21 protein-coding genes and 1 pseudogene are annotated in these 19,416 nt (G+C 69.4%); 13 read left to right on the plus strand and 9 right to left on the minus strand.

The window, feature by feature from the left end:
• Positions 1-55: 55 nt before the first annotated feature.
• From QQY66_RS22395 to QQY66_RS22425, 7 genes are all read right to left on the minus strand, one after another.
• The gene (locus QQY66_RS22395; protein ID WP_301982127.1) at positions 56-2,413 is read right to left on the minus strand and encodes an excinuclease ABC subunit UvrA; all 2,358 of its coding nucleotides are present in this window, start codon (positions 2,411-2,413) and stop codon (positions 56-58) included.
• Between the two features lie 126 nt (positions 2,414-2,539).
• Positions 2,540-2,953, minus strand: a complete 414-nt coding sequence (locus tag QQY66_RS22400; protein ID WP_301982128.1) for a VOC family protein — start codon at positions 2,951-2,953, stop codon at positions 2,540-2,542.
• A 10-nt stretch (positions 2,954-2,963) separates the two neighbouring features.
• The gene (locus QQY66_RS22405) at positions 2,964-3,410 is read right to left on the minus strand and encodes a helix-turn-helix transcriptional regulator (RefSeq protein ID WP_301982129.1); all 447 of its coding nucleotides are present in this window, start codon (positions 3,408-3,410) and stop codon (positions 2,964-2,966) included.
• A 19-nt stretch (positions 3,411-3,429) separates the two neighbouring features.
• Positions 3,430-4,458 carry a bifunctional lytic transglycosylase/C40 family peptidase gene (locus QQY66_RS22410; RefSeq protein ID WP_301982130.1) on the minus strand — a complete coding sequence of 343 codons (1,029 nt, stop codon included), beginning with the start codon at positions 4,456-4,458 and terminating at the stop codon, positions 3,430-3,432.
• 21 nt (positions 4,459-4,479) lie between these two features.
• A complete protein-coding gene (locus QQY66_RS22415; protein WP_301982131.1) occupies positions 4,480-5,232 on the minus strand; it encodes a serine protease in 753 nt (250 codons plus the stop codon).
• Between the two features lie 45 nt (positions 5,233-5,277).
• A complete protein-coding gene (locus QQY66_RS22420) occupies positions 5,278-5,910 on the minus strand; it encodes a Uma2 family endonuclease (RefSeq protein WP_301982132.1) in 633 nt (210 codons plus the stop codon).
• 171 nt (positions 5,911-6,081) lie between these two features.
• Positions 6,082-6,525 (minus strand): ATP-binding protein, encoded by a 444-nt coding sequence (locus QQY66_RS22425; protein ID WP_301982133.1) that lies wholly within the window; start codon positions 6,523-6,525, stop codon positions 6,082-6,084.
• 137 nt (positions 6,526-6,662) lie between these two features.
• Between QQY66_RS22425 and QQY66_RS22430 the strand changes: the two genes are divergently transcribed.
• From QQY66_RS22430 to QQY66_RS22455, 6 genes and pseudogenes are all read left to right on the plus strand, one after another.
• A complete protein-coding gene (locus QQY66_RS22430) occupies positions 6,663-7,517 on the plus strand; it encodes a helix-turn-helix transcriptional regulator (protein WP_301982134.1) in 855 nt (284 codons plus the stop codon).
• A gap of 11 nt (positions 7,518-7,528) precedes the next feature.
• Positions 7,529-7,711 carry a DUF397 domain-containing protein gene (locus QQY66_RS22435; RefSeq protein ID WP_301982135.1) on the plus strand — a complete coding sequence of 61 codons (183 nt, stop codon included), beginning with the start codon at positions 7,529-7,531 and terminating at the stop codon, positions 7,709-7,711.
• Complete coding sequence (locus QQY66_RS22440) at positions 7,704-7,949, plus strand: DUF397 domain-containing protein (RefSeq protein ID WP_301982136.1); 246 nt, start codon at positions 7,704-7,706, stop codon at positions 7,947-7,949. The genes QQY66_RS22435 and QQY66_RS22440 overlap by 8 nt, the downstream gene beginning before the upstream one ends.
• Positions 7,950-7,953: 4 nt before the next feature.
• A complete protein-coding gene (locus tag QQY66_RS22445) occupies positions 7,954-9,243 on the plus strand; it encodes an RNA polymerase subunit sigma-70 (RefSeq protein WP_301982137.1) in 1,290 nt (429 codons plus the stop codon).
• Between the two features lie 115 nt (positions 9,244-9,358).
• Positions 9,359-10,126, plus strand: coding sequence for an SDR family NAD(P)-dependent oxidoreductase (locus QQY66_RS22450; protein WP_301982138.1), 768 nt, complete (start codon positions 9,359-9,361; stop codon positions 10,124-10,126).
• A gap of 54 nt (positions 10,127-10,180) precedes the next feature.
• A pseudogene (locus QQY66_RS22455) lies at positions 10,181-10,477 on the plus strand (SRPBCC family protein); the annotation flags it as partial.
• A 19-nt stretch (positions 10,478-10,496) separates the two neighbouring features.
• Here QQY66_RS22455 and QQY66_RS22460 read toward each other — a convergent pair.
• Entirely contained in the window at positions 10,497-11,255 is a 759-nt protein-coding gene (locus QQY66_RS22460; RefSeq protein WP_301987448.1) for a PIG-L family deacetylase, read from the minus strand.
• 120 nt (positions 11,256-11,375) lie between these two features.
• On the opposite strand from QQY66_RS22460, the gene QQY66_RS22465 reads away from it, so the two are divergent.
• Entirely contained in the window at positions 11,376-11,792 is a 417-nt protein-coding gene (locus QQY66_RS22465; RefSeq protein ID WP_301982139.1) for a hypothetical protein, read from the plus strand.
• Between the two features lie 20 nt (positions 11,793-11,812).
• On the opposite strand, the gene QQY66_RS22470 is transcribed toward QQY66_RS22465, so the two are convergent.
• Positions 11,813-12,739, minus strand: coding sequence for an oxidoreductase (locus QQY66_RS22470; RefSeq protein WP_301982140.1), 927 nt, complete (start codon positions 12,737-12,739; stop codon positions 11,813-11,815).
• Between the two features lie 89 nt (positions 12,740-12,828).
• Between QQY66_RS22470 and QQY66_RS22475 the strand changes: the two genes are divergently transcribed.
• From QQY66_RS22475 to QQY66_RS22500, 6 genes are all read left to right on the plus strand, one after another.
• Complete coding sequence (locus QQY66_RS22475; protein WP_301982141.1) at positions 12,829-13,434, plus strand: TetR/AcrR family transcriptional regulator; 606 nt, start codon at positions 12,829-12,831, stop codon at positions 13,432-13,434.
• 332 nt (positions 13,435-13,766) lie between these two features.
• Positions 13,767-14,075 (plus strand): hypothetical protein, encoded by a 309-nt coding sequence (locus QQY66_RS22480; protein WP_210582519.1) that lies wholly within the window; start codon positions 13,767-13,769, stop codon positions 14,073-14,075.
• A gap of 191 nt (positions 14,076-14,266) precedes the next feature.
• Complete coding sequence (locus QQY66_RS22485) at positions 14,267-15,106, plus strand: hypothetical protein (protein ID WP_301982142.1); 840 nt, start codon at positions 14,267-14,269, stop codon at positions 15,104-15,106.
• Positions 15,096-16,430 (plus strand): hypothetical protein, encoded by a 1,335-nt coding sequence (locus QQY66_RS22490; RefSeq protein ID WP_301982143.1) that lies wholly within the window; start codon positions 15,096-15,098, stop codon positions 16,428-16,430. Before QQY66_RS22485 ends, QQY66_RS22490 begins: the two co-directional genes overlap by 11 nt.
• Positions 16,427-17,983 (plus strand): SCO6880 family protein, encoded by a 1,557-nt coding sequence (locus tag QQY66_RS22495; RefSeq protein ID WP_301982144.1) that lies wholly within the window; start codon positions 16,427-16,429, stop codon positions 17,981-17,983. Before QQY66_RS22490 ends, QQY66_RS22495 begins: the two co-directional genes overlap by 4 nt.
• A gap of 6 nt (positions 17,984-17,989) precedes the next feature.
• Complete coding sequence (locus tag QQY66_RS22500) at positions 17,990-19,411, plus strand: ATP-binding protein (protein ID WP_301982145.1); 1,422 nt, start codon at positions 17,990-17,992, stop codon at positions 19,409-19,411.
• Positions 19,412-19,416: the final 5 nt, after the last annotated feature.

Genomic DNA, 19,416 nt, shown 5'->3' on the forward strand with positions numbered 1-19,416 from the left:
ATCGGTTCAGGCCAAGTCGGCCAGGGTTTCCCATTCCGCACCGGCCGCTCGCCGGTCAGCCTCCGACGTACTCCGCGAGGTGCTCACCTGTGACGGTGGAGCGATCCGCGACGAGATCGGCGGGGGTTCCTTCGAACACGATTCGGCCACCGTCGTGCCCGGCGCCGGGTCCGAGGTCGATGATCCAGTCCGCGTGCGCCATGACCGCCTGGTGGTGCTCGATGACGATGACGGACTTGCCGGAGTCGACGAGCCGGTCGAGGAGGCCTAGCAACTGCTCGACGTCGGCGAGGTGGAGGCCGGTCGTCGGCTCGTCGAGGACGTAGACGCCGCCCTTGTCGCCCATGTGCGTGGCCAGCTTGAGCCGCTGCCGCTCTCCGCCGGACAGCGTGGTGAGCGGCTGGCCGAGGGTGAGATACCCGAGCCCGACGTCGGCGAGCCGGTCGAGGATCGTGTGCGCGGCGGGCGTACGTGCCTCGCCGGCGCCGAAGAACTCCTCGGCCTCGGTCACCGACATCGCCAGCACCTCGCTGATGTCCCGTCCGCCGAGCCGGTACTCGAGGACCGACGCGTCGAACCGCTTGCCCTCACAGTCCTCGCAGGGGGTGGCGACGCTCTGCATGATCGCCAGGTCGGTGTAGATGACGCCGGCGCCGTTACAAGTGGGACAGGCGCCCTCGGAGTTGGCGCTGAACAGCGCCGGCTTCACGCCGTTGGCCTTGGCGAAGGCCTTGCGGATCGGGTCGAGCAGTCCGGTGTACGTCGCCGGGTTGCTGCGCCGGGAGCCGCGGATCGGCGTCTGGTCGACCGCCACCACGCCGTCGGCGGGGATCGAGCCGTGCACGAGCGAGCTCTTGCCGGAGCCGGCGACGCCGGTGACGACGGTCAGCACCCCGAGCGGGATGTCGACGTCGACGCCCCGCAGGTTGTTCGCCCTCGCGCCGCGGATCTCCAGCGCGCCCTTCGGCGTGCGCACCGTCTCCTTCAGCGCGGCCCGGTCGTCCATATGGCGCCCGGTGATGGTGTCGGAGGCCCGCAGCCCGCCGAGGGTGCCCTCGTAGCAGACGGTGCCGCCCGCCGTACCGGCGCCGGGGCCGAGGTCGACGACGTGGTCGGCGATCGCGATCGCCTCCGGCTTGTGCTCCACGACGAGCACGGTGTTGCCCTTGTCCCGCAGCCGGAGCAGCAGGTTGTTCATCCGCTGGATGTCATGGGGGTGCAGGCCGGTGGTGGGCTCGTCGAAGACGTACGTGACATCGGTGAGCGAGGACCCGAGGTGGCGGATCATCTTGACGCGCTGCGCCTCACCGCCGGACAGCGTGCCCGCGGGCCGCTCCAGCGAGAGATAGCCGAGGCCGATCTCCACGAACGAGTCGAGGCTCTGCTGCAGCGCGGTGAGCAGCGGAGCCACCGACGGCTCCTTGAGCCCGCGGACCCATTCGGCCAGGTCACGGATCTCCATCGCGCAGGCGTCCGCGATGCTGATCTTCCCGATCTTCGACGCTCGGGCACCCTCGCTGAGCCGGCTGCCGTCGCACTCGGGGCAGGTGGTGAAGGTGACGGCCCGCTCCACGAACGCCCGGATGTGCGGCTGCATCGCCTCCTTGTCCTTGGACAGGAACGACTTCTGGATCTTGGGGATCAGCCCTTCGTAGGTGAGGTTGATGCCGTTGACCTTCACCTTCCTCGGTTCGCCGTAGAGGAAGTCCTGCATCTCCTGCTTGGTGAAGCTGCGGATCGGCTTGTTCGGGTCGAGGAGGCCCGACTGGGCGTAGAGCCCCACCGTCCACTGGCTGTCCGACTTCCAGCCCGGGATGGTGAACGCGCCCTCGGCGAGCGACTTGGAGTCGTCGTAGAGCTGCGTGAGGTCGATGTCGGAGACCTTGCCCCGGCCCTCGCAGCGATTGCACATCCCGCCGGTGCGCTGGTACGTCGCCTTCTCCGCCTTGGTCTTGTTGCCCCGCTCCACGGTGATCGCACCGGCTGCCTTGACCGTGGCGGTGTTGAACGAGTACGCGCTGGGCGGCCCGATGTGCGGCTTGCCGAGCCGGCTGAAGAGAATCCGCAGCATCGCGTTGGCATCGGTGGCGGTACCGACGGTGGACCGCGGATCGGCACCCATCCGCTGCTGATCCACGCTGATCACGGTCGTCAGCCCATCGAGCACATCGACCTCGGGCCGCGCCAGATTCGGCATGAAGCCCTGCACGAACGCGCTGTACGTCTCATTGATCAGCCGCTGCGACTCCGCCGCGATCGTGTCGAACACCAGCGAACTCTTCCCCGACCCGGACACCCCGGTGAACACCGTCAGCCGCCGCTTGGGTATCTCAATACTGACGTCCTTGAGATTGTTCTCGCGCGCACCGTGCACACGGATCATGTCGTGAAGGTCAGCAGCGTGCAGCGTCATCGTGTCTCCAAATCAAGGGACGGTACAACAGCGCCCCGATAGGGGCGCGGGGAACTGCGCGACCAGCCACAACGGCCCCGCAGACAAGCAACGACCAATCGCGGCACTCACCGTGGAGCGCTCAACTCACTTCACTTCCTGGATGCGGACCATGTTCCCCGCGGGATCGCGAAACGCACAGTCCCGAACCCCGTACGGCTGCTCGGCAGGTTCCTGAACAACCTCCGCCGCATCACTGCCCTGCACCTTCTCGAACGTCCCGTTGAGATCCCGCGTGGCCAGCAGAATCCAGCCGTACGTCCCCTTGGCCATCATCTCGGCGATGACGCGCCGCTCATCATCGGTGATCCCAGGGTCGGCGGCCGGCGGCGCCAGCAGGATGGACGTATCCGGCTGCCCGACGGGCCCCACCGTGATCCACCGCATCGTGCCCTGTCCGACGTCACTGCGGACCTCGAAGCCGAGGGCGTCCCGGTAGAAGGCCAGCGCGGCCTCCGGGTCGTCCTGCGGAAGGAAGCTTGTGTGAATGGTGATGTCCATGGACGTCACGCTAGCGGCGGCTCACCGGCGCCGCTTCTCGATTCCTGACAGGCCTGGTCACCTGTTTCGCCACGCACGCCGGCAGCCCCTCCGTCGCGCTCGCCGCGAGCCGCCGGTAGGTGCTCGGCGGCATGCCGACCAGCTCGGTGAAGCGCGTACTGAAGGTGCCCAGCGAGGCGCAGCCGACCTCGAAGCAGACCTCGGTGACGCTGAGTTCGCCGCGGCGCAGCAACGTCATCGCACGCTCGATGCGCCGCGTCATCAGATAGCTGTACGGCGACTCCCCGTACGCGGCCCGGAACTCCCGGCTCAGATGCCCGGCCGACATGTGCGCACCGCGTGCCAGCGCCTCGACGTCCAGCGGCTGCGCGTACTCCCGGTCGATCCGGTCGCGGACCCGGCGCAGCCGCGCCAGATCGCGCAGGCGCTGTTCCGGGACGGGCGGAGGGCTGGTCACATCCGAGAGCCTACGACGCTCATCCCTGCCCCGTCAGCGCCAGCGCCTTCCCACCGTCCTCGGTGACCCGCGTCGCCCCGAAGTAGTCCGGGGTGTCGATCGGGTCGAACCGGATCACGGCCCCCGGCCGGGGCGCGTCGATCATGTACCCGCCGCCGACATAGATCCCGACGTGCCGGATGGCCCGGGAATTGGTGAGGTCGTCCGAGAAGAACACCAGGTCCCCGGGCAGCAGCTCCGCCCGCGAGGGATGCGGCCCGGCGTTGTACTGATCGTTGGCGACCCGGGGCAGCGTGATCCCGACGCTCTCGTACGCCGCCTTGGTCAGCCCGGAGCAGTCGAACCGCCCTCCCTGGTCGGCGGTCCCGTTGCCGCCCCACAGATAGAGCGTGCCGAGCTTCTTCTGGGCGTAGTCGATGGCGCCGGCGGCCTGCTTGGAGGGGTCCACCCGGGAGACGGGCGCCGCGAAGCTGTCCTCGAGGGTCGTGATGGTCTTCACGTAGTTCTGGGTCTCCGAGTACGGCGGCACGCCCCCGTACTTGATGACCGCGTACGCCCCCGCGTTGTAGGCGGCGAGCATGTTCTTCGTCGCGTCGCCCGGCACGTCCTTCACATACGACGCGAGCTTGCAGTCGTACGAAGCGGCCGACGGGATCGCGTCGTTCGGATCCCACACATCCCGGTCCCCGTCCCCGTCCCCGTCGACGCCGTGCGTGGCCCAGGTCCCCGGGATGAACTGCGCTATCCCCTGCGCCGCCGCCGCGCTCTGCGCGCTCGGATTGAACCCGCTCTCCTGATACAGCTGGGCGGCGAGCAGCGCGGGATTGATCGCGGGGCACATGTTGCCGTACTTCTGCACGAGCGGCTGATAGGCGGCGGGCACGGCCCCCTTGGCGAGCGTCTTCGCGCCTCCGCCGACGCCATTGGCGAGGTTCCCGGCGACGATGTAGACACCCACGACGAGCAGCATCACGAAGCTGAGCCCCGCCGCGAGCGCGGCACCCGCCACGATCCATGCCTTACGCACCGTCAACCGCCCCTCGCCCACCGGGTGTCCGCCCGCGCCAGTCTAGGAGCTTCCCATCTGGGACGGGCCGCAACCGGCAGCCTTGCGATACAGCGCCGCCGCCTCCGCGCGGAAGACCACGCTGTACGACACATCAACCGTTGCCCCGCCCCCCTCGTGCCCACCGAGGACCCCCACGACCTGCCCGTCCCCGTTCACCCACGGACTCCCACTCGTCCCCCCACTGAAGCCGGGGCATGCGATGCGTTGTTGCGTACGGCTGTGAGGGCGCGGCTTGTTGGTACAACTGATCGGCACTGCACGGGAGTTGGGATACCCGGTGAGTGTCACGGCGGTGGCCCCGGTGGCCGTACCGGCCATGAACCGGTTTCCACCGACGGCATCCTCGACGGCCTCCCCGTCCCGACGCTCCACCACCGCGAACGCCACATCACTGTCCTCGTCCCGCCCGTCGGCCCACCCCCGGGACACGAACCAGCGCCCGACCTTCCACACGCCGTACGGAGTACGCCCGTTCCGGTAGCCCGGCGCGAACCCGACGTCCACGGCGCTCCCCCGCATGCAGTGCGCCGCGGTGGCGACGAGATCGCGGCGCGGGCTGTGCACGACGGACGCGGTACAGAAACGCCGACCGCCCACGATCAGCGCGCCGACCCGCACGACGGGCGCGGTGGGCGCGGCGACGACGGTGACACCGAAGGGACCCGAGCCGTCACTCGCGGCCGCCGTGGAGGCGGAAGCGAGGGCGAGCAGAGCGACGACGACAGGGAGAGCGGAACGGGGAGTGCGCTTCATCGAGGACATCGAGGGCCACTGTGTCCGACCAAGGTGAGAAAAACGTCAGACGCCGCCCTCGCGACCCTCGTCCCCTCTGCTCCGGCGCGGTGAAGTGCCGTACAGCGGGAAGCCGTCGGTGGAGACCTCGATACCGAGCGGCTCGGGCAGCCGCACGGAATCTCCGAACTTGCCGGGCAATATGTCGCGATAGGCGCCGTTGTCCGGACGGGTGTGCAGGGCCCAGGTGCCGTTGCGGGGGTCGATGACGAGGAGGACGGGGACCCCGGCGACGGCGTACCAGTCGGCCTTGTCGCGGATCTCGCGGGACTTCTCGGAGGGGGAGATGACCTCTACGGCAAGCGCCGCATCCTCTGGGGCCGCTAGCCAGTCATCCTCCTCCACCCACTCGATGGGCAGGATGATCAGGTCCGGCGTTACGTAGTCGTCGGGGTCTTCCGGCAAGGCGATCGAGGACATCTCGAAGGCTCCCAGCCCTTCGGGAAGAGCGCCGTCGAGCTGCCGACGAATCCAATGCACCACGCCCGCGTGTTTGCCACGCGGGGTCGGAGACATCACGAGTTTTCCTCCCACGATCTGCACCCGCAGACCCGTCGCGTCCTCAATCTTCTCGGCGATCTCGCGCAAGTTCCCCGGACGGGGTCGCGGATACATCCAGGCGCCTGGTGACACGGACATGGCTCGCTGCCTCCGTCCTTCCACCTCTGCGGCATCCACGGCTGCACGAGCGGGTTCACTGGGAGGTCCGACATCCCGCTCGACGTCACATTCACCGTACTGTGCGGGCTTCCTGCGCCGCTGCTCAACCTTGGCCACGCCACCCCTCCTCCACGCTCCGAGCACGTCCCACTACGTTAGGTCACGCCACTGACACTCGGCCCACAGCAGCTTCCCGCCCTTCGACGCGCCGAGCTCCCGCAACACGGAGGCCCCGACGGAGTCGGCACACGCGCGTACGAGGTGCAGGCCGCGTCCGGATTCGGCATCGTCCGGCGGTACGACGACGGTGGCGCCGTCGGTCGTGAAGCCGGGCGGGACACGGGGGTCGGTGTCCCATACGGCGACCCGGAGGCGGTCGGATTCCATCGGGCGGACGCGGAGGGCGTAGGGGCCGGTGGTGTGGAGGTGGGCGTTGGTGAGGAGTTCGGAGGCCATGAGTTCGGCGGTGGGGATGACATGGGTGAGCCCGTGGGCGGCGAGGACGGTACGGAGGGTGACGCGGGCGATACGCGGGGCGCGGGGATCGTGCGGGAGGTGGAGGGTGTAGGACCAGGGCGGGGATACGGTGGACATGGAAGTCTCCGATCACTGAGGGGAGTTGGGGCCTCACTACGAAGGTAGCGGGCTCCGGATATATTCTTCTCCCAAACCCGGGGATACTAAAAGCATTCACCCGTGTAGGTGACGGCAGCGTGCAGGGAGAGACGGGGATGCCCGTGAGGACCAACCCAACGGGACGTCAACTCCGGCTTGGCGCCGAGCTGCGCAAGCTGCGCGAGCGCGCAGGCCTGACCTCAACGCAGGCCGCGGAGTTGCTCGGAATGAAGCAGGCGCAGGTCAGCAACATGGAAACCGGCCGACTCGGTGTGAGCGCCGAGCGCGTACGCACACTGGCCTGCCACTACGACTGCCCGGACAAGGCCCTCGTCGAGGCGATCGCCGGGATGACCGGCGACCGCAAGCGCGGCTGGTGGGAGGAGTACCGCGAACTGCTCTCCCGTCCGCTCCTCGATCTGGCCGAACTGGAGCACCACGCCCGGTCGTTGCGCGACTTCACCACGGCCCGCGTTCCCGGACTGCTCCAGACACGCGAGTACGCACTCGAGATCTTCCGTCAGGCGGTCACCGAACTCTCGCCGCCCGACATCGAACACCGCCTGTCGTTCCGCATCAAGCGCCAGGCGATCCTCTTCCGCGAGGAAGAACCGACACCGTACGAGGCGATCATCCACGAGGCGGCTCTGCGCATGAAGGTCGGCGGCTCCGCGGTTGCGCGCCAACAGTTGCAGCACCTGCTCGACATGAATGACCGAGACCACGTGACCCTGCGTGCCGTCACCTTCGACGCCGGGGCCTTCCCGGGATCCGGCCAGTCGATCCACTACGCGCGCGGCCCGGTACCGCAGTTGGACACCGTCTATCTCGACCAGGCCCACGGCCTCGCCTTCCTCGACGCCGAGGCACAGTTGCACAAGTACCGCACGCTGTTCGACCGGATCGAGGCTGTCGCGCTCGCCCCGGAGAAGACTCAGGACCTTGTCCACAACGTGATGCGAGAGCTGTGAAGGACATGCCCATGACCCCGCGCTGGCAGAAGTCGTCGTACTGCTCCGAGGGCGCCTCCTGCCTCCACGTGGCCACCGCCACCGAAACGATCCATCTCACCGAAAGCAGCGACCCCACCCGCGCGATACTCACGGCCACCCCCACCGCCTTCGGCGCCCTCCTCCTCGTACTCAAGAAGGAAACCCGTGCCTGACATCCCCCCGAACCTCACCTGGGAACGCGCCGCCCCACCCGACGCCACCGGACCCGGCCCCTGGATCGAGATCGCGTTCGGCGAAGGCGACGACGGCGACGGCGACGGCGATACCCCCGTCTACATCCGCGAGACCAGCGCCCCGGACAACGTGGTCACGACCAACCGCCGCAAGTGGGACGCTTTCGTGCTCGGCGTGCAGGCGGGCGAGTTCGACCACTTCGTAGAAGACGCGTAGACCCGTGACAGCGCGCTGCCAAGCCTGCGGGCGAACGATCGACAGCACCGGCGGCCCGGGGCGGACCGCGTCGTACTGCTCGCAGGCGTGCCGGCAGCGTGCCTACCGCGAGCGGCGGCGGCCGGCCGGTGTTCCCGCCCAGGAGCTGGTGTCGGACATCGGGGAACGACTGACCCGGCTGCGCCTGGAACCCGCGCTCGCGTTCCAGGCCGACGTAGAGGCCCTGTCGCCCCGGTTCGCCCAGCTGCGGCGTCTCGCCCGTGAGGCACACGAGGCCGCCGAAAACGTCACACCCGCCGACGTGACGAAATCCGGCGAGGACGACACCCTCACCGTCCTCATCGAGGCCCACCGGCGTGAGCTGCGCGTCCACTGTTACCGCCTGCTCGGCTCGTACGACGAGGCCGAGGACCTCACCCAGGAGACATTCCTGCGGGCCTGGCGGGCCCGCGAGACGCTGGACGGCGTCGAGAACCCGCGGGCCTGGCTGTACAAGATCGCCACCAACGCCTGCCTCGACTTCCTGCGCAAGCAGAACCGGCGCCCGGCGCCGTACGAACCCGTACCCGGCATGGACTCCGGAGACGGCCCGCCACCCCCGCGGCTGCCGTGGCTGCAGCCGTTCCCGGACGATCAGCTGCCCGAGGCACCCGCGCCGCAGCACGAGCCCGACGAGCAGGCCGTGGCGAGCGAGACGCTCGAACTGGTCTTTCTCACCGCCATCCAGCAGCTCCCGCCACGCCAACGGGCCGCGGTGATCCTGCGCGACGTCGCCGGATGGTCGGCCCAGGAGACCGCCGAGCTGCTGGACACCAGCGTCCCCTCCGCCAACAGCGCCGTACAGCGCGGCCGTTCGGCGCTGCGGCAGGCGTTGCCGGGGCGGCGCGAGGACTGGTCGGCCCCCGCTCCCGGCGCCGAGGACCTGGCGCTGCTGGAGCGCTACCTGGACGCGTTCGCCCGGACCGACATCGACGCCATGGTCGAGCTGGTGCGCGAGGACATCGTGCTCACCATGCCGCCGAACCCGTTCTGGTTCACCTCGCGGGACGCGATGTTCGCCTTCGTACGGCCGAACCTCGATCCCGCGTCGCCGACGTTCGCCGGGCACTGGAGGGTCCTGCCGGTGCGGGCCAACGGCCAGTTGGCAGTCGCCGGCTATCTGCAACGGCCCGGGACCAGCGTGTTCCGGGCGCAGCTCATCGACGTACTGCGGGTCGCAGAGGGCCGTATCGCCCAGATCACCACCTTCGAACCGCATCTGTTCCCCGCGTTCGGACTGCCGATGACGCTCTGATGGCGCTCTGATGGCGCTCTGAGGATGTCGCGCTGCCGCGATGAGTTTTGCCGGCCCGCACGTCCCACGGAGTGACGGGCGCACCTGGCGCCCCCAGTCACGGAGGCGAAGAACCATGCTGAAGAACAAGGTCGCGGTCGTCTACGGCGGAGCAGGCTCCCTCGGCGCGGGAGTCGCGAAGGCATACGTACAGGCGGGGGCGCGGGTGTTCCTCGCCGGCCGTACGGAGGACACGCTGCGGAAGGCCGCCGCCGAGGCCGGTGCCGAGTACGACGTGCTCGACGCGCGGGACGAGGAAGCCGTCGAGTCCCATGCGACGTCGGTCGTCGAGCGGGCAGGGCGGATCGACATCTCCGTCAACCTGGTGCCGCGGGGCGACTTCCAGGGCGTACCGCTGACCGAGATGTCGGTCGAGGACTACACGCGTCCGGTGACTCAGGGGATCACCTGCCAGTTCATCACCGCGCGGGCCGCGGCGCGCCGGATGGCCGCACAGGGCTCGGGGGTGATCCTCTCCCTGGACAGCGGGTCCGCCAACGGCAGCCCGATGATGGGCGGCACCGCCGCGGCCGACGGCGCGATCGACGCGCTGATCCGCCAGCTCGCCCAGGAGGTCGGCCCGGCCGGCGTCCGTGTCTGCGGGATCTGGACGGCCGGTGTCACCGACAGCCTGACCCCCCAGAAACTCGCCGCGGCAGGCGCTCCGGCCATGGACGAGGCAGCGGTGGACGGCATTCGCGCCCACCTGGACAGCCTGCGAATGACGAAGCGCTCGCCGCGCATCGCGGACATCGCCGCCCTGGCGACGTTCCTCGCCTCCGACGCCGCTGCCGCCATCACGGGCACCTGGATCAACGCGACCGCCGGAATGTTCGCGAGCTGACAGGGCGCATCACGGCACCCCTCGTATCCAGCATCGAGATCGCCCGGCCGGTTCACCACGACCCGGCGCGTCCGGCGCGTCGAGCGGACGTTCACTCAGGAGGTGACCGAGTCCCGGCAGCCGGCCCGCTGGAGCGCGCGTGGCCTGGACGGGCCGCTCCGCCCGTCGATGACCATCACCGTCGAGCCGGTCGCCGACGGCACCGCCTCCCGCATCACCTTCGCCCTCGACTTCGAGCCGCACGGCATCGGCGTACCGCTGCTGCCGCTGGTGCGGAGGCAGGCCGCGAAGGGGACGCCGATCAGTTACCGGAATCTGAAACGGAGGCTGGAGAGCGGGGTGTGCGAATAGCCGGCCGGGCCGCCCGTCCTCAGGCCGTCAGTTCCGTCTGGGCGGGCGCGCTGGAGACGGTGTCGTGGCGGATGTACCACTCGGTGGACAGGAACCGTTCCCGGACGGCCGCCGGGAAACCGGCGAGCAGGCCCGGGGCGGCGCCCCTCTCCACCTCACTGCGATGGGCCAGTACGGCGGCCCACTTCCGCTCCAGCCAGGGGCTCACGTCGACGGTCGCAGTGATCAGCTCGTCGGGGACCGTCTTCATGGCCTTGCCGACATGCGCGAACTCGCTGAGCGCCCCGGCTGCCGAGTCCGGGTGCGTGGCCAGGTAGAGGGCGCTCGGCCGCCAGGGTTCACCGGCCTCCGGGTAGAGCCGCTCCAGCCCGGCCGCCTGGACCGCGAGCGTGGTCACCCGGTGGGTGTGCACATGGTCCGGGTGACCGGTCACCCCGCCGTACGCATCGTGGGTGACCACGATCTCCGGGCGGAACTGCCGGACATGCGCCACCAGCCGCCCCACCGCCTCGTCGAGCGGCGCGTCGCACAGCCGCGCCCGGCCAGGAGCGGACGCCGGCACCCGGGCGTCGGCATAGCCGAGCATCCGCGGCCCACCGGCACCCAGGATCCCCAGCGCCTCGGCGAGTTCCGCACCGCGCCGGGTGCCCTCGGCCCAGGTCGCCGTCACGACGGCGGTCCGGGCGCCCGCGGCGGCATGCCGGGCGAGCGCTCCACCGGAGAACAGCGACTCGTCGTCCGGATGAGCGAAGACCCCGAGCAGACTCGGCACCGACACCGGCATCGGCCGACCACCTCCCATGAGCACCCATACTCATGTACGACACCACGCGTCCCGGCAGACTGTGGGTTCCGCAACACACTGTGCGTTCCGCAATACATCGACAGGGGAGCGAAGTTGAGACGGACGAGTCGTGCTCTGGCCGTGACGGCGCTGGCGGCCTTCGGGCTGACGGGGGTGGGGGCGGGTCCGGCCGCCGCGTCGAACGACGGCCTGCTGCCCCATCCCGGTCCGGAGGGCCTGGTGTGGGTGGACGAGCGGACGGGGGACGGCGGTGTCGTGTCGGGAGGCGCGTGGCGGGGGCTGCCGACCGTGCTCACGGTGGCCTGCGAGGGCGGCGGCAGCGTGCGGGTGACGATGGAGTCGCAGGACGTGCAGGTCGCCGCGTTCTCGGTCGACTGTCCTGCCGGGACGGCGGGGGTGGGTTCGGTGACCCTGCCCGCCGGCGTGGTTACGGGGTCTTTCGGTGTGGGTGTGGACGCCTCGGCGGACACCCTTCGGTGGGCGCTGACCGTGACGCAGCCGGAGGGGTGACGGCGTAGCGGTCGGTCCCCCTATCGCTGGGCGGCCGGCTGCCTCAACGGCCAGGTCACTCCGGTCAGTTCCTCCGACACCGTCCACAGGCGGCGGGCCTCCGCCGGATCGCTCGCCGCCTGTGTACGGCCCACCAGCGTCGGCGTGCCGCGCATCTCGCCCAGACCGTCCGGTCCGACGTAGCTCGCACCCGGCAGTTCCTGCGTCGCCGCGTACAGCGTGGGCAGGGCGCCCGCGCGGTCGTCCTGGGCGAAGAACCTGTTGCCCAACGCCATCCCGGCGCGGGCGATCGGGTTCGCCGCGTGGCTCTGGAGGTTGGTCGCCGCGTACCCGGGGTGGGCCGCGTACGCCCGTACCGACGAACCCGACTCCGTCAGCCGCCGCTGCAGTTCCAGTGTGAAGAGCAGGTTCGCCAGCTTGGACTGGGCGTAGGCCCGGCGCGGCGTGTACCCGGCCGTCAGATTCAGGTCGTCGAAGGCGATGGTCACCGCTCCCCAGCGGTGCGCGCCCGACGACAGCGTCACCACCCGGTCCTGGACATACGGCAGCAGCAGGTTCGTCAGGGCGAAGTGGCCCAGATGGTTCGTGCCGAACTGCGTCTCGAAGCCGTCCCGGGTCCGCTGCCGCGGCAGCATCATCACGCCCGCGTTGTTGATCAGGACGTGGATCGGGTCCCGCCATCCGTCCGCGAAGTCGCGTACGGACTGCAGATCGGCCAGGTCCAGCCGCCGCACCTCCGTACTCCCGGACACGGTCGCCGCTGCCGCCCGCCCGCGCTCCAGGTCCCGTACGGCGAACACCACATGCGCCCCCACGCGGGCCAGCGCGTCCGCCGCGGTCAGCCCGATGCCGCTGTTGGCACCGGTGACGACGACGGTGCGGCCGGTGAGGTCGGGGAGGTGCGTGACGTTCCACTTGTGGGTCTGCTCGCTCTTCTTCTCAGCCATGCCTCGAATGTAGGCGGTGCCCACAATGCTGTCAATGTCAACAAAGATGGCATCGCCAACAAAGCTGACGTCGCCTACATCGAGTTACGATGAGCCCCATGCCCGCAGCCAGCCGCCCTTACCACCACGGAGACCTCCGCTCCGCCCTGCTCGCCACCGCCGAGCGCACGCTGCGGGAGAAGGGCGTCGCCGAGCTGTCCCTGCGCGAACTGGCCCGCGAGATCGGCGTCAGCCACGCGGCCCCCGGCCGGCACTTCAAGGACAAGCAGGCCCTGCTCAACGCCCTCGCACTCAGCGGATACGAGCGGCTCGCCCAGGCCCTGAACACCGCCGACGACCCCGCGCAGCCGCTCCAGCCCCGGCTCACCGAGCTCGCCCGCGCCTATCTCCAGTTCTCCATCGGCAACGCCGCCCTGCTGGAGCTGATGTACGCCCGCAAGCACGAACCGGACGCCGCCGAGCAGATGTCCGCCGGCGTCGACCGCACGATCGGTTCACTGGCACGCGTCCTCGCCGACGCCCAGCAGCGCGGCGAGATCATCGCGGCGGACCCCGAGCACCTCACGCTCTTCACAGGCGCCGCGCTCCACGGACTCGCCTCCATGACGGCCGCCGGCCTGCTCACCCCGGAAGGCGCCCTCGACGGCGTCGACGAGCTGGTCCACCACATGCTGCACGGCCTCAAGCCCCGCTGACGGCACGTCACCTCACCGTCAGGCCGCGGCTGCTCAGCCGCGGCCCGTTCGTACGCCCGGGCCGGCGGAGGATAGCCTTCACCCGGAGAACATCCTTCCGCGCGTGATCGCAAGAGAGGTCAACGACGGAGCCACACGAAGGTTCCGCCCAGGCCTCATTGCCCGGCGTAATCTGCCGTGATACACAGAGTGACCGTACGAGCTATTTGTACGAATCCCGCCCATCAATGACGCCAAGTCGACATACGACAGCGGAATTGTCGGCGAGAATGAGGCCTGACCTCTGCGCACCGCAGGGGATGCGGAACTACCCAACAGGGGCGGTGACTTACATGCTCTTTGCGGCCGACAAGGGAGACATCAACACCATCATCGGCGGGATCGCTCCGGACTGGGGCCCGTTCGGGGCACTGGGGGCCGAAGCGAAGACGATGATCCAGGTCGTCATGGCGGTCGCCATCCTGCTCTGCCTCGGCATCGCCATCTGGGGCGCCGCGAAGCAGCGCATCGGCGCGACAGCGCTGCGCGACACCTTCAGCGCGGAACAGGGCAAGGGCCTCATCGTCGCCGGCCTCACCGGAGTCTTCATCATCGGCTCACTCGGCACACTCTTCACCATCGTGTACGGCATGGCCGTCTAGCGACCTGCCCCTCCGGGCGCCGGTCCGGTCCCCCTCCCCCCTACCCCACCCGCCCGTCGTGCCCCCGGCTGAGGTTGCGTTTCCCTGATGTCCCTGATGTCGAGTCACCACACCGCGCCCGTGCGGGAACCAGCACGGCTACCGTCGTACATCTACGCGGTCCGCTATGACTTCGAGGGGGCGTACGGCGCATGAGTCTCGGAGACGAGCACGAGCCCTCCGGGGGTTACGGCGGCACGGGGCACACCCGCACGCGGCTGCCCGAAGGGGACGGCAGCGGCGACGTGTACGGCGGCGCGAGGCGCGGCCCACGCTCCTCCTCACGGAGCCTGGTCACGGTGGTCGGGGTGGTTGTTCTGCTGATTGCCGCGATCGCTTTTGCCAACCGCGGAGGGGACGATTCCTCTTCGGGTGGCGGAGGAAGCGCGGACAAGCCGGAGGCGGCCAGTACGGCGGCGAGCGGTGTACGCCCGGTCCAGACCGAGGTGGGCGGGATTCCGTCAGGGTTCGCACATGATCTGCAGGGGGCGGAGAGCGCGGCGGCCAACTATGCGGTGACGCTGGTCTCAGCCGACATCCTCAAGCCCGCCCGCCGCGCTGAGATCGTCCGGCAGGTGTTCGTCGCCGACCAGCAGGCCACGCTGACGGACAAGTTCAACAGGGCGTACTCCCAGGAGTTCCTCAGAAACGTCGGTTTGGACGAAAACGGCAACCCGAGCGAAGGCAACACCTACGTCTCGCGCACCATGCCGATCGGCACCAAGGTCACGAGCTACGCGGACACCACGGCAACTGTGGAGGTCTGGTGCACGGGCGTATTCGGCACCGCAGGGGAACGCTCGACCACCCCGGTTACCAGCGACTGGTTCACCATGACACTCCAGCTGCGCTGGGCGGACAGTGACTGGAAGGTCGACAGCTTCTCCCAGAAGGACGGGCCCACGCCCGTTCCCGGCGACGACAAGGCGTCCAGCGCCGACGAGATGGCCAAGGCCGTCCAGGAGTACGGAGGCTTCACCTATGCCCGGTAAGCCGCGCCTCGCACTCGAGGTCGCCGCCGCAGTCGCCGCCGTACAGACCGCCGCAGTACTGCTGGCAACCCGCGCCGCAGCGGCACCGACGCCCACACCGACCCCCACACCGTCCGCCAACAACTGCGACCTCCTGTCGGGCCAGGCCAGGCAGATCTGCGAAGGCGACTCCGGCGGCGGCACCGGCGGCGGCTCCACCCTCAACGACCCCACCTCCACCCTCGACCCCCTCTCCTCCCTGGCCAAGGGCTGCGCCGACGCCGCCGCCTGGACCGTCAACAAGCTCAGCGACGCCGTACAGGACACAGCGAACGTCGACTTCACCAACGCCAAGTTCCTCCAGCAGTACGCCGTCGTCTTCGCGGCGTCGACGATCCTCACTCTGCTCCTCTGGCTGCTGGCCGTGGCCAAGCGAGCCGTGCGGGGCGTCCCCCTCTCCACGGCGATCGGCGAAGCCATCGGCTTCCTGTGGCTCACCGTGCTGGCGTCCGCCTTCACGCCCCTGATCCTGTACACGGTCGTATCGGCGACGGACGGCGTCACCGACGTCCTCGCAAAGGCCACCGGCGATCAGACGGACACCTTCTTCGGCACCTTCTCCGGCGCCCTGGAGAAGGGCGAGGACATCGGCGGCGGCCCGATCATGCTGATCGTCGTCTCGCTCGTGTCCATCCTCGCCGCCGGCGTCCTATGGCTGGAGCTGGTCATCAGAGCCGCCCTGCTCTACGTCGGCGCCCTCCTCGGCACCGTCGTCTACGCCGGCCTGGTCGACAAGAACCTGTGGGGTCACGTCCGCCGCTGGGCCGGGATCATGATCGCGGTGATCCTGGTGAAGCCGGTGATCGTGATCGTGCTCGGCCTCGCCGGCGCGCTGTCCACCGACGACGGCCCCGACGCCTTCTCCGCCGTCGTCTCCGGCCTCGCCATCATCCTGCTGGCCATCTTCGCGTCGGCGATGATCTACCGCTTCGTCCCCGGCTTCGGCGACGAGATCGCCGGCTCCCGCAACAACCGCATCATGCAGGGCGCCGAAGGCAAGGCCGCCGCGGTCATCAGCTCCCCGGCGACCCTGGTCGCGCAGGGCATCAAGACGCACAGCTCAAGGGCCGACAACAACGGCGGCGGCGGCAACCAGGCCAACACCCCCCGCCCCGCGAACCCCGCCTCCGGCGGCGTCGCCGCGCACAGCACGCGCAACTCGAACGGCGGCGGATCCGTCCCCTCCGCCGCACCCGCCCCCCGTTCGGGCAGCAACGTCAACACACCTCACGCCAGCAACACCCGCAACAGCAGTACCAACCGCACGGGAGGTGAAGGGCGTTGACGACCGAGTCCCACCTGTCCCATCCGGTCACGCCCCGCCGTACATATCTGATCGGCCGCGCCCGGCCGAACGCGATCGTCGGCCGGAATCGTGAGACCGGTGAGATCGCGCTGATCATCGCGGGCGCGTTCCTCGGCATGATGTGCGGCCTCCTCGTCCCCGTCCTGTCCCTGCGCATCGTGCTGCTGATGGGCTTCCCGATGCTCGCGCTGGCCGCGGTCTACGTGCCGTTCAAGCGCCGGACGTTCTACAAGTGGTACGAGATCAACCGCACCTACAAGCGCACCCTCAAGCAGGGCACCGTGTACCGCTCCAGCGCCATGGAGGCCGGCATCCGGCTCGACGGCCGTGAGATCGAGGTGGGCCCGCCGCCGGGCATCGGCCGTATCACCTGGCTGGCCGCTCCGTTCGGCCCCGACGAGATCGCCGTACTGCTGCACGCGGACCGCAAGACCGTCACCGCCGCCATCGAGATCGAGGGCCCCGGCGTCGGCCTGCGCGACAGCGAGGACCAGGAAGCCCTGGTCGACCGCTTCGGCACCCTGCTGAAGCACGTGGCGAACGGCGACGGATTCGTCACCCGGCTCCAGATGCTCGCCCGCACCCTCCCCGCCGACCCCGACGCGCACGCCAAGGACGTCGCCGTACGCGGCGACGACCGTGCACCGGGCTGGCTGGCACAGTCGTACGACCAGCTCCAGTCGATGGTGTCGACGAGCAGCGAGCAGCACCGCGCCTACCTCGTCGCCTGTATGCACTACTCCCGCGAACTCGCCGCCGAGGCGAACGCCATGGCACGCGCGGCACGCCCGCACGGCGGCAAGGCGGACCGGGACGCGGGCCTCGCGGTCGTCATGGCCCGTGAGCTGACCGACATCTGCTCCCGGCTCCAGGAAGCCGACATCCGCGTACGACAGCCGCTGGGCCAGGGCCGTCTCGCCTCGCTCATCCACTCCATGTACGACCCGGACCACCCCATCGACCACATCCAGGCGATGACGAAGCGCAACGCCTGGCCGGCCGAGCTGGACGCGATGGAGCCGACGTACCTGCAGGCGAAGACCCGCGAGTCCTCCACCCGTGCGCCCTGGTGCCACGCCACGGCCTGGGTGAAGGAGTGGCCGATGACCCCGGTCGGCGTCAACTTCCTCGCCCCGCTCCTCGTCCACACCCCGGACGTCATCCGAACGGTCGCCGTGACGATGGACCTCGAGCCCACCGAGGTAGCCATTGAACGCATGCTGACCGAAAAGACGAACGACGAGGCCGAGGCGTCCCGCCAGGCCAAGATGAACCGCACTGTCGACCCGCGCGACATCGCCTCCCACAACCGTCTCGACCAACGGGGAGAGGACCTCGCGAGCGGCGCGGCCGGGGTCAACCTGGTCGGCTACATCACCGTCTCCTCCCGCAATCCGGAAGCCCTGGCGCGCGACAAGCGGACCATAAGAGCCTCGGCCGGGAAGTCGTACCTGAAGATCGAGTGGTGCGACCGCGAGCACCATCGCGCCTTCGTCAACACACTGCCCTTCGCCACCGGCATCCGGAGGTAGGACCTGATGCGGGATCCGCTGTCCGTCCTCACCGACGCCTTCACGTCCTTCCTCTTCGGCAAGGTCGAGACGACCCGCCTCCCGGTGCGCACCTCCACGGGCCAGGCCCAGGCCGTCTACCTCCCCACCGCCGCCCCCGGCCTCGGCGACTCCGGCGTGATCATCGGCCGCGAGGTCTACTCCGGCAAGGGCTACATCTACGACCCCTTCCAGCTCTACGGCCAACAGCTCCCCGCCCCCCACTGGCTGGTCCTCGGCGAGTCCGGCAACGGCAAGTCGGCCCTGGAGAAGACGTACGTCCTACGACAACTGCGCTTCCGCGACCGCCAGGTCGTCGTCCTCGACGCCCAGGGCGAGGACGGAGTCGGCGAATGGAACCTGATCGCGCAGGAGCTGGGGATAACTCCTATCCGGCTGGACCCGATGGCGGCCCTGGACCACGGCATCCGCCTCAACCCCCTGGACCCCGCGATCACCACCACGGGCCAGCTCGCGCTCCTGCGCACGATCATCGAGGTCGCGATGGGCCACGGCCTGGACGAACGCTCCGGCTTCGCCCTCAAGGTCGCCCACGCCTACGTCAACGAGACGATCGTCGAACGCCAGCCCGTCCTCACCGACATCGTCGAGCAGCTACGACACCCCGAGCCGGAGTCGGCCGAGGCGATGAACGTCGACATAGACGACGTACGGGCGTGGGGCCTGGACGTGGCGCTGGTGCTGGACCGCCTCGTCGACGGTGACCTGCGCGGCATGTTCGACGGCCCGACGACGGTCGGCATCGACCTGGACGCCCCGCTGATCGTCTTCGACCTGTCCCACATCGACCGCAACTCCATCGCCATGCCGATCCTCATGGCGATCGTCGGCGTCTGGCTGGAGCACACCTGGATCCGTCCCGACCGGAAGAAGCGCATCTTCCTGGTCGAAGAGGCCTGGCACATCATCGCCAGCCCCTTCGTGGCCCAGCTCTTCCAGCGCCTGCTCAAGTTCGGCCGACGGCTGGGCCTGTCCTTCGTGGCCGTGGTCCACCACCTCTCCGACGTGGTGGACGGGGCGGCGGCGAAGGAGGCGGCGGCGATCCTCAAGATGGCATCGACACGGACGATCTATGCCCAGAAGGCCGATGAGGCGAGGGCGACAGGCCGGGTACTGGGTCTGCCGAGGTGGGCCGTCGAGATCATCCCGACGCTCACTCCCGGCATCGCGGTGTGGGACGTCAACGGCAATGTCCAGGTCGTCAAACACCTGGTCACCGAGACGGAACGGCCCCTCGTCTTCACCGACCGCGCGATGACCGAGTCCGCCACCGACCTCACGGACGACGCCCTGCGCGCCGCCGAGCTGGAGGCGGAGGAACGAGCGGCGGCCTTCGTGGAACAACACCTGGGTGACCTGGACGGCTCTTCGGAGTCGACGGTGGCGTAACGGCG

Source organism: Streptomyces sp. DG2A-72, from assembly GCF_030499575.1.
Classification (GTDB): Bacteria; Actinomycetota; Actinomycetes; order Streptomycetales; family Streptomycetaceae; genus Streptomyces.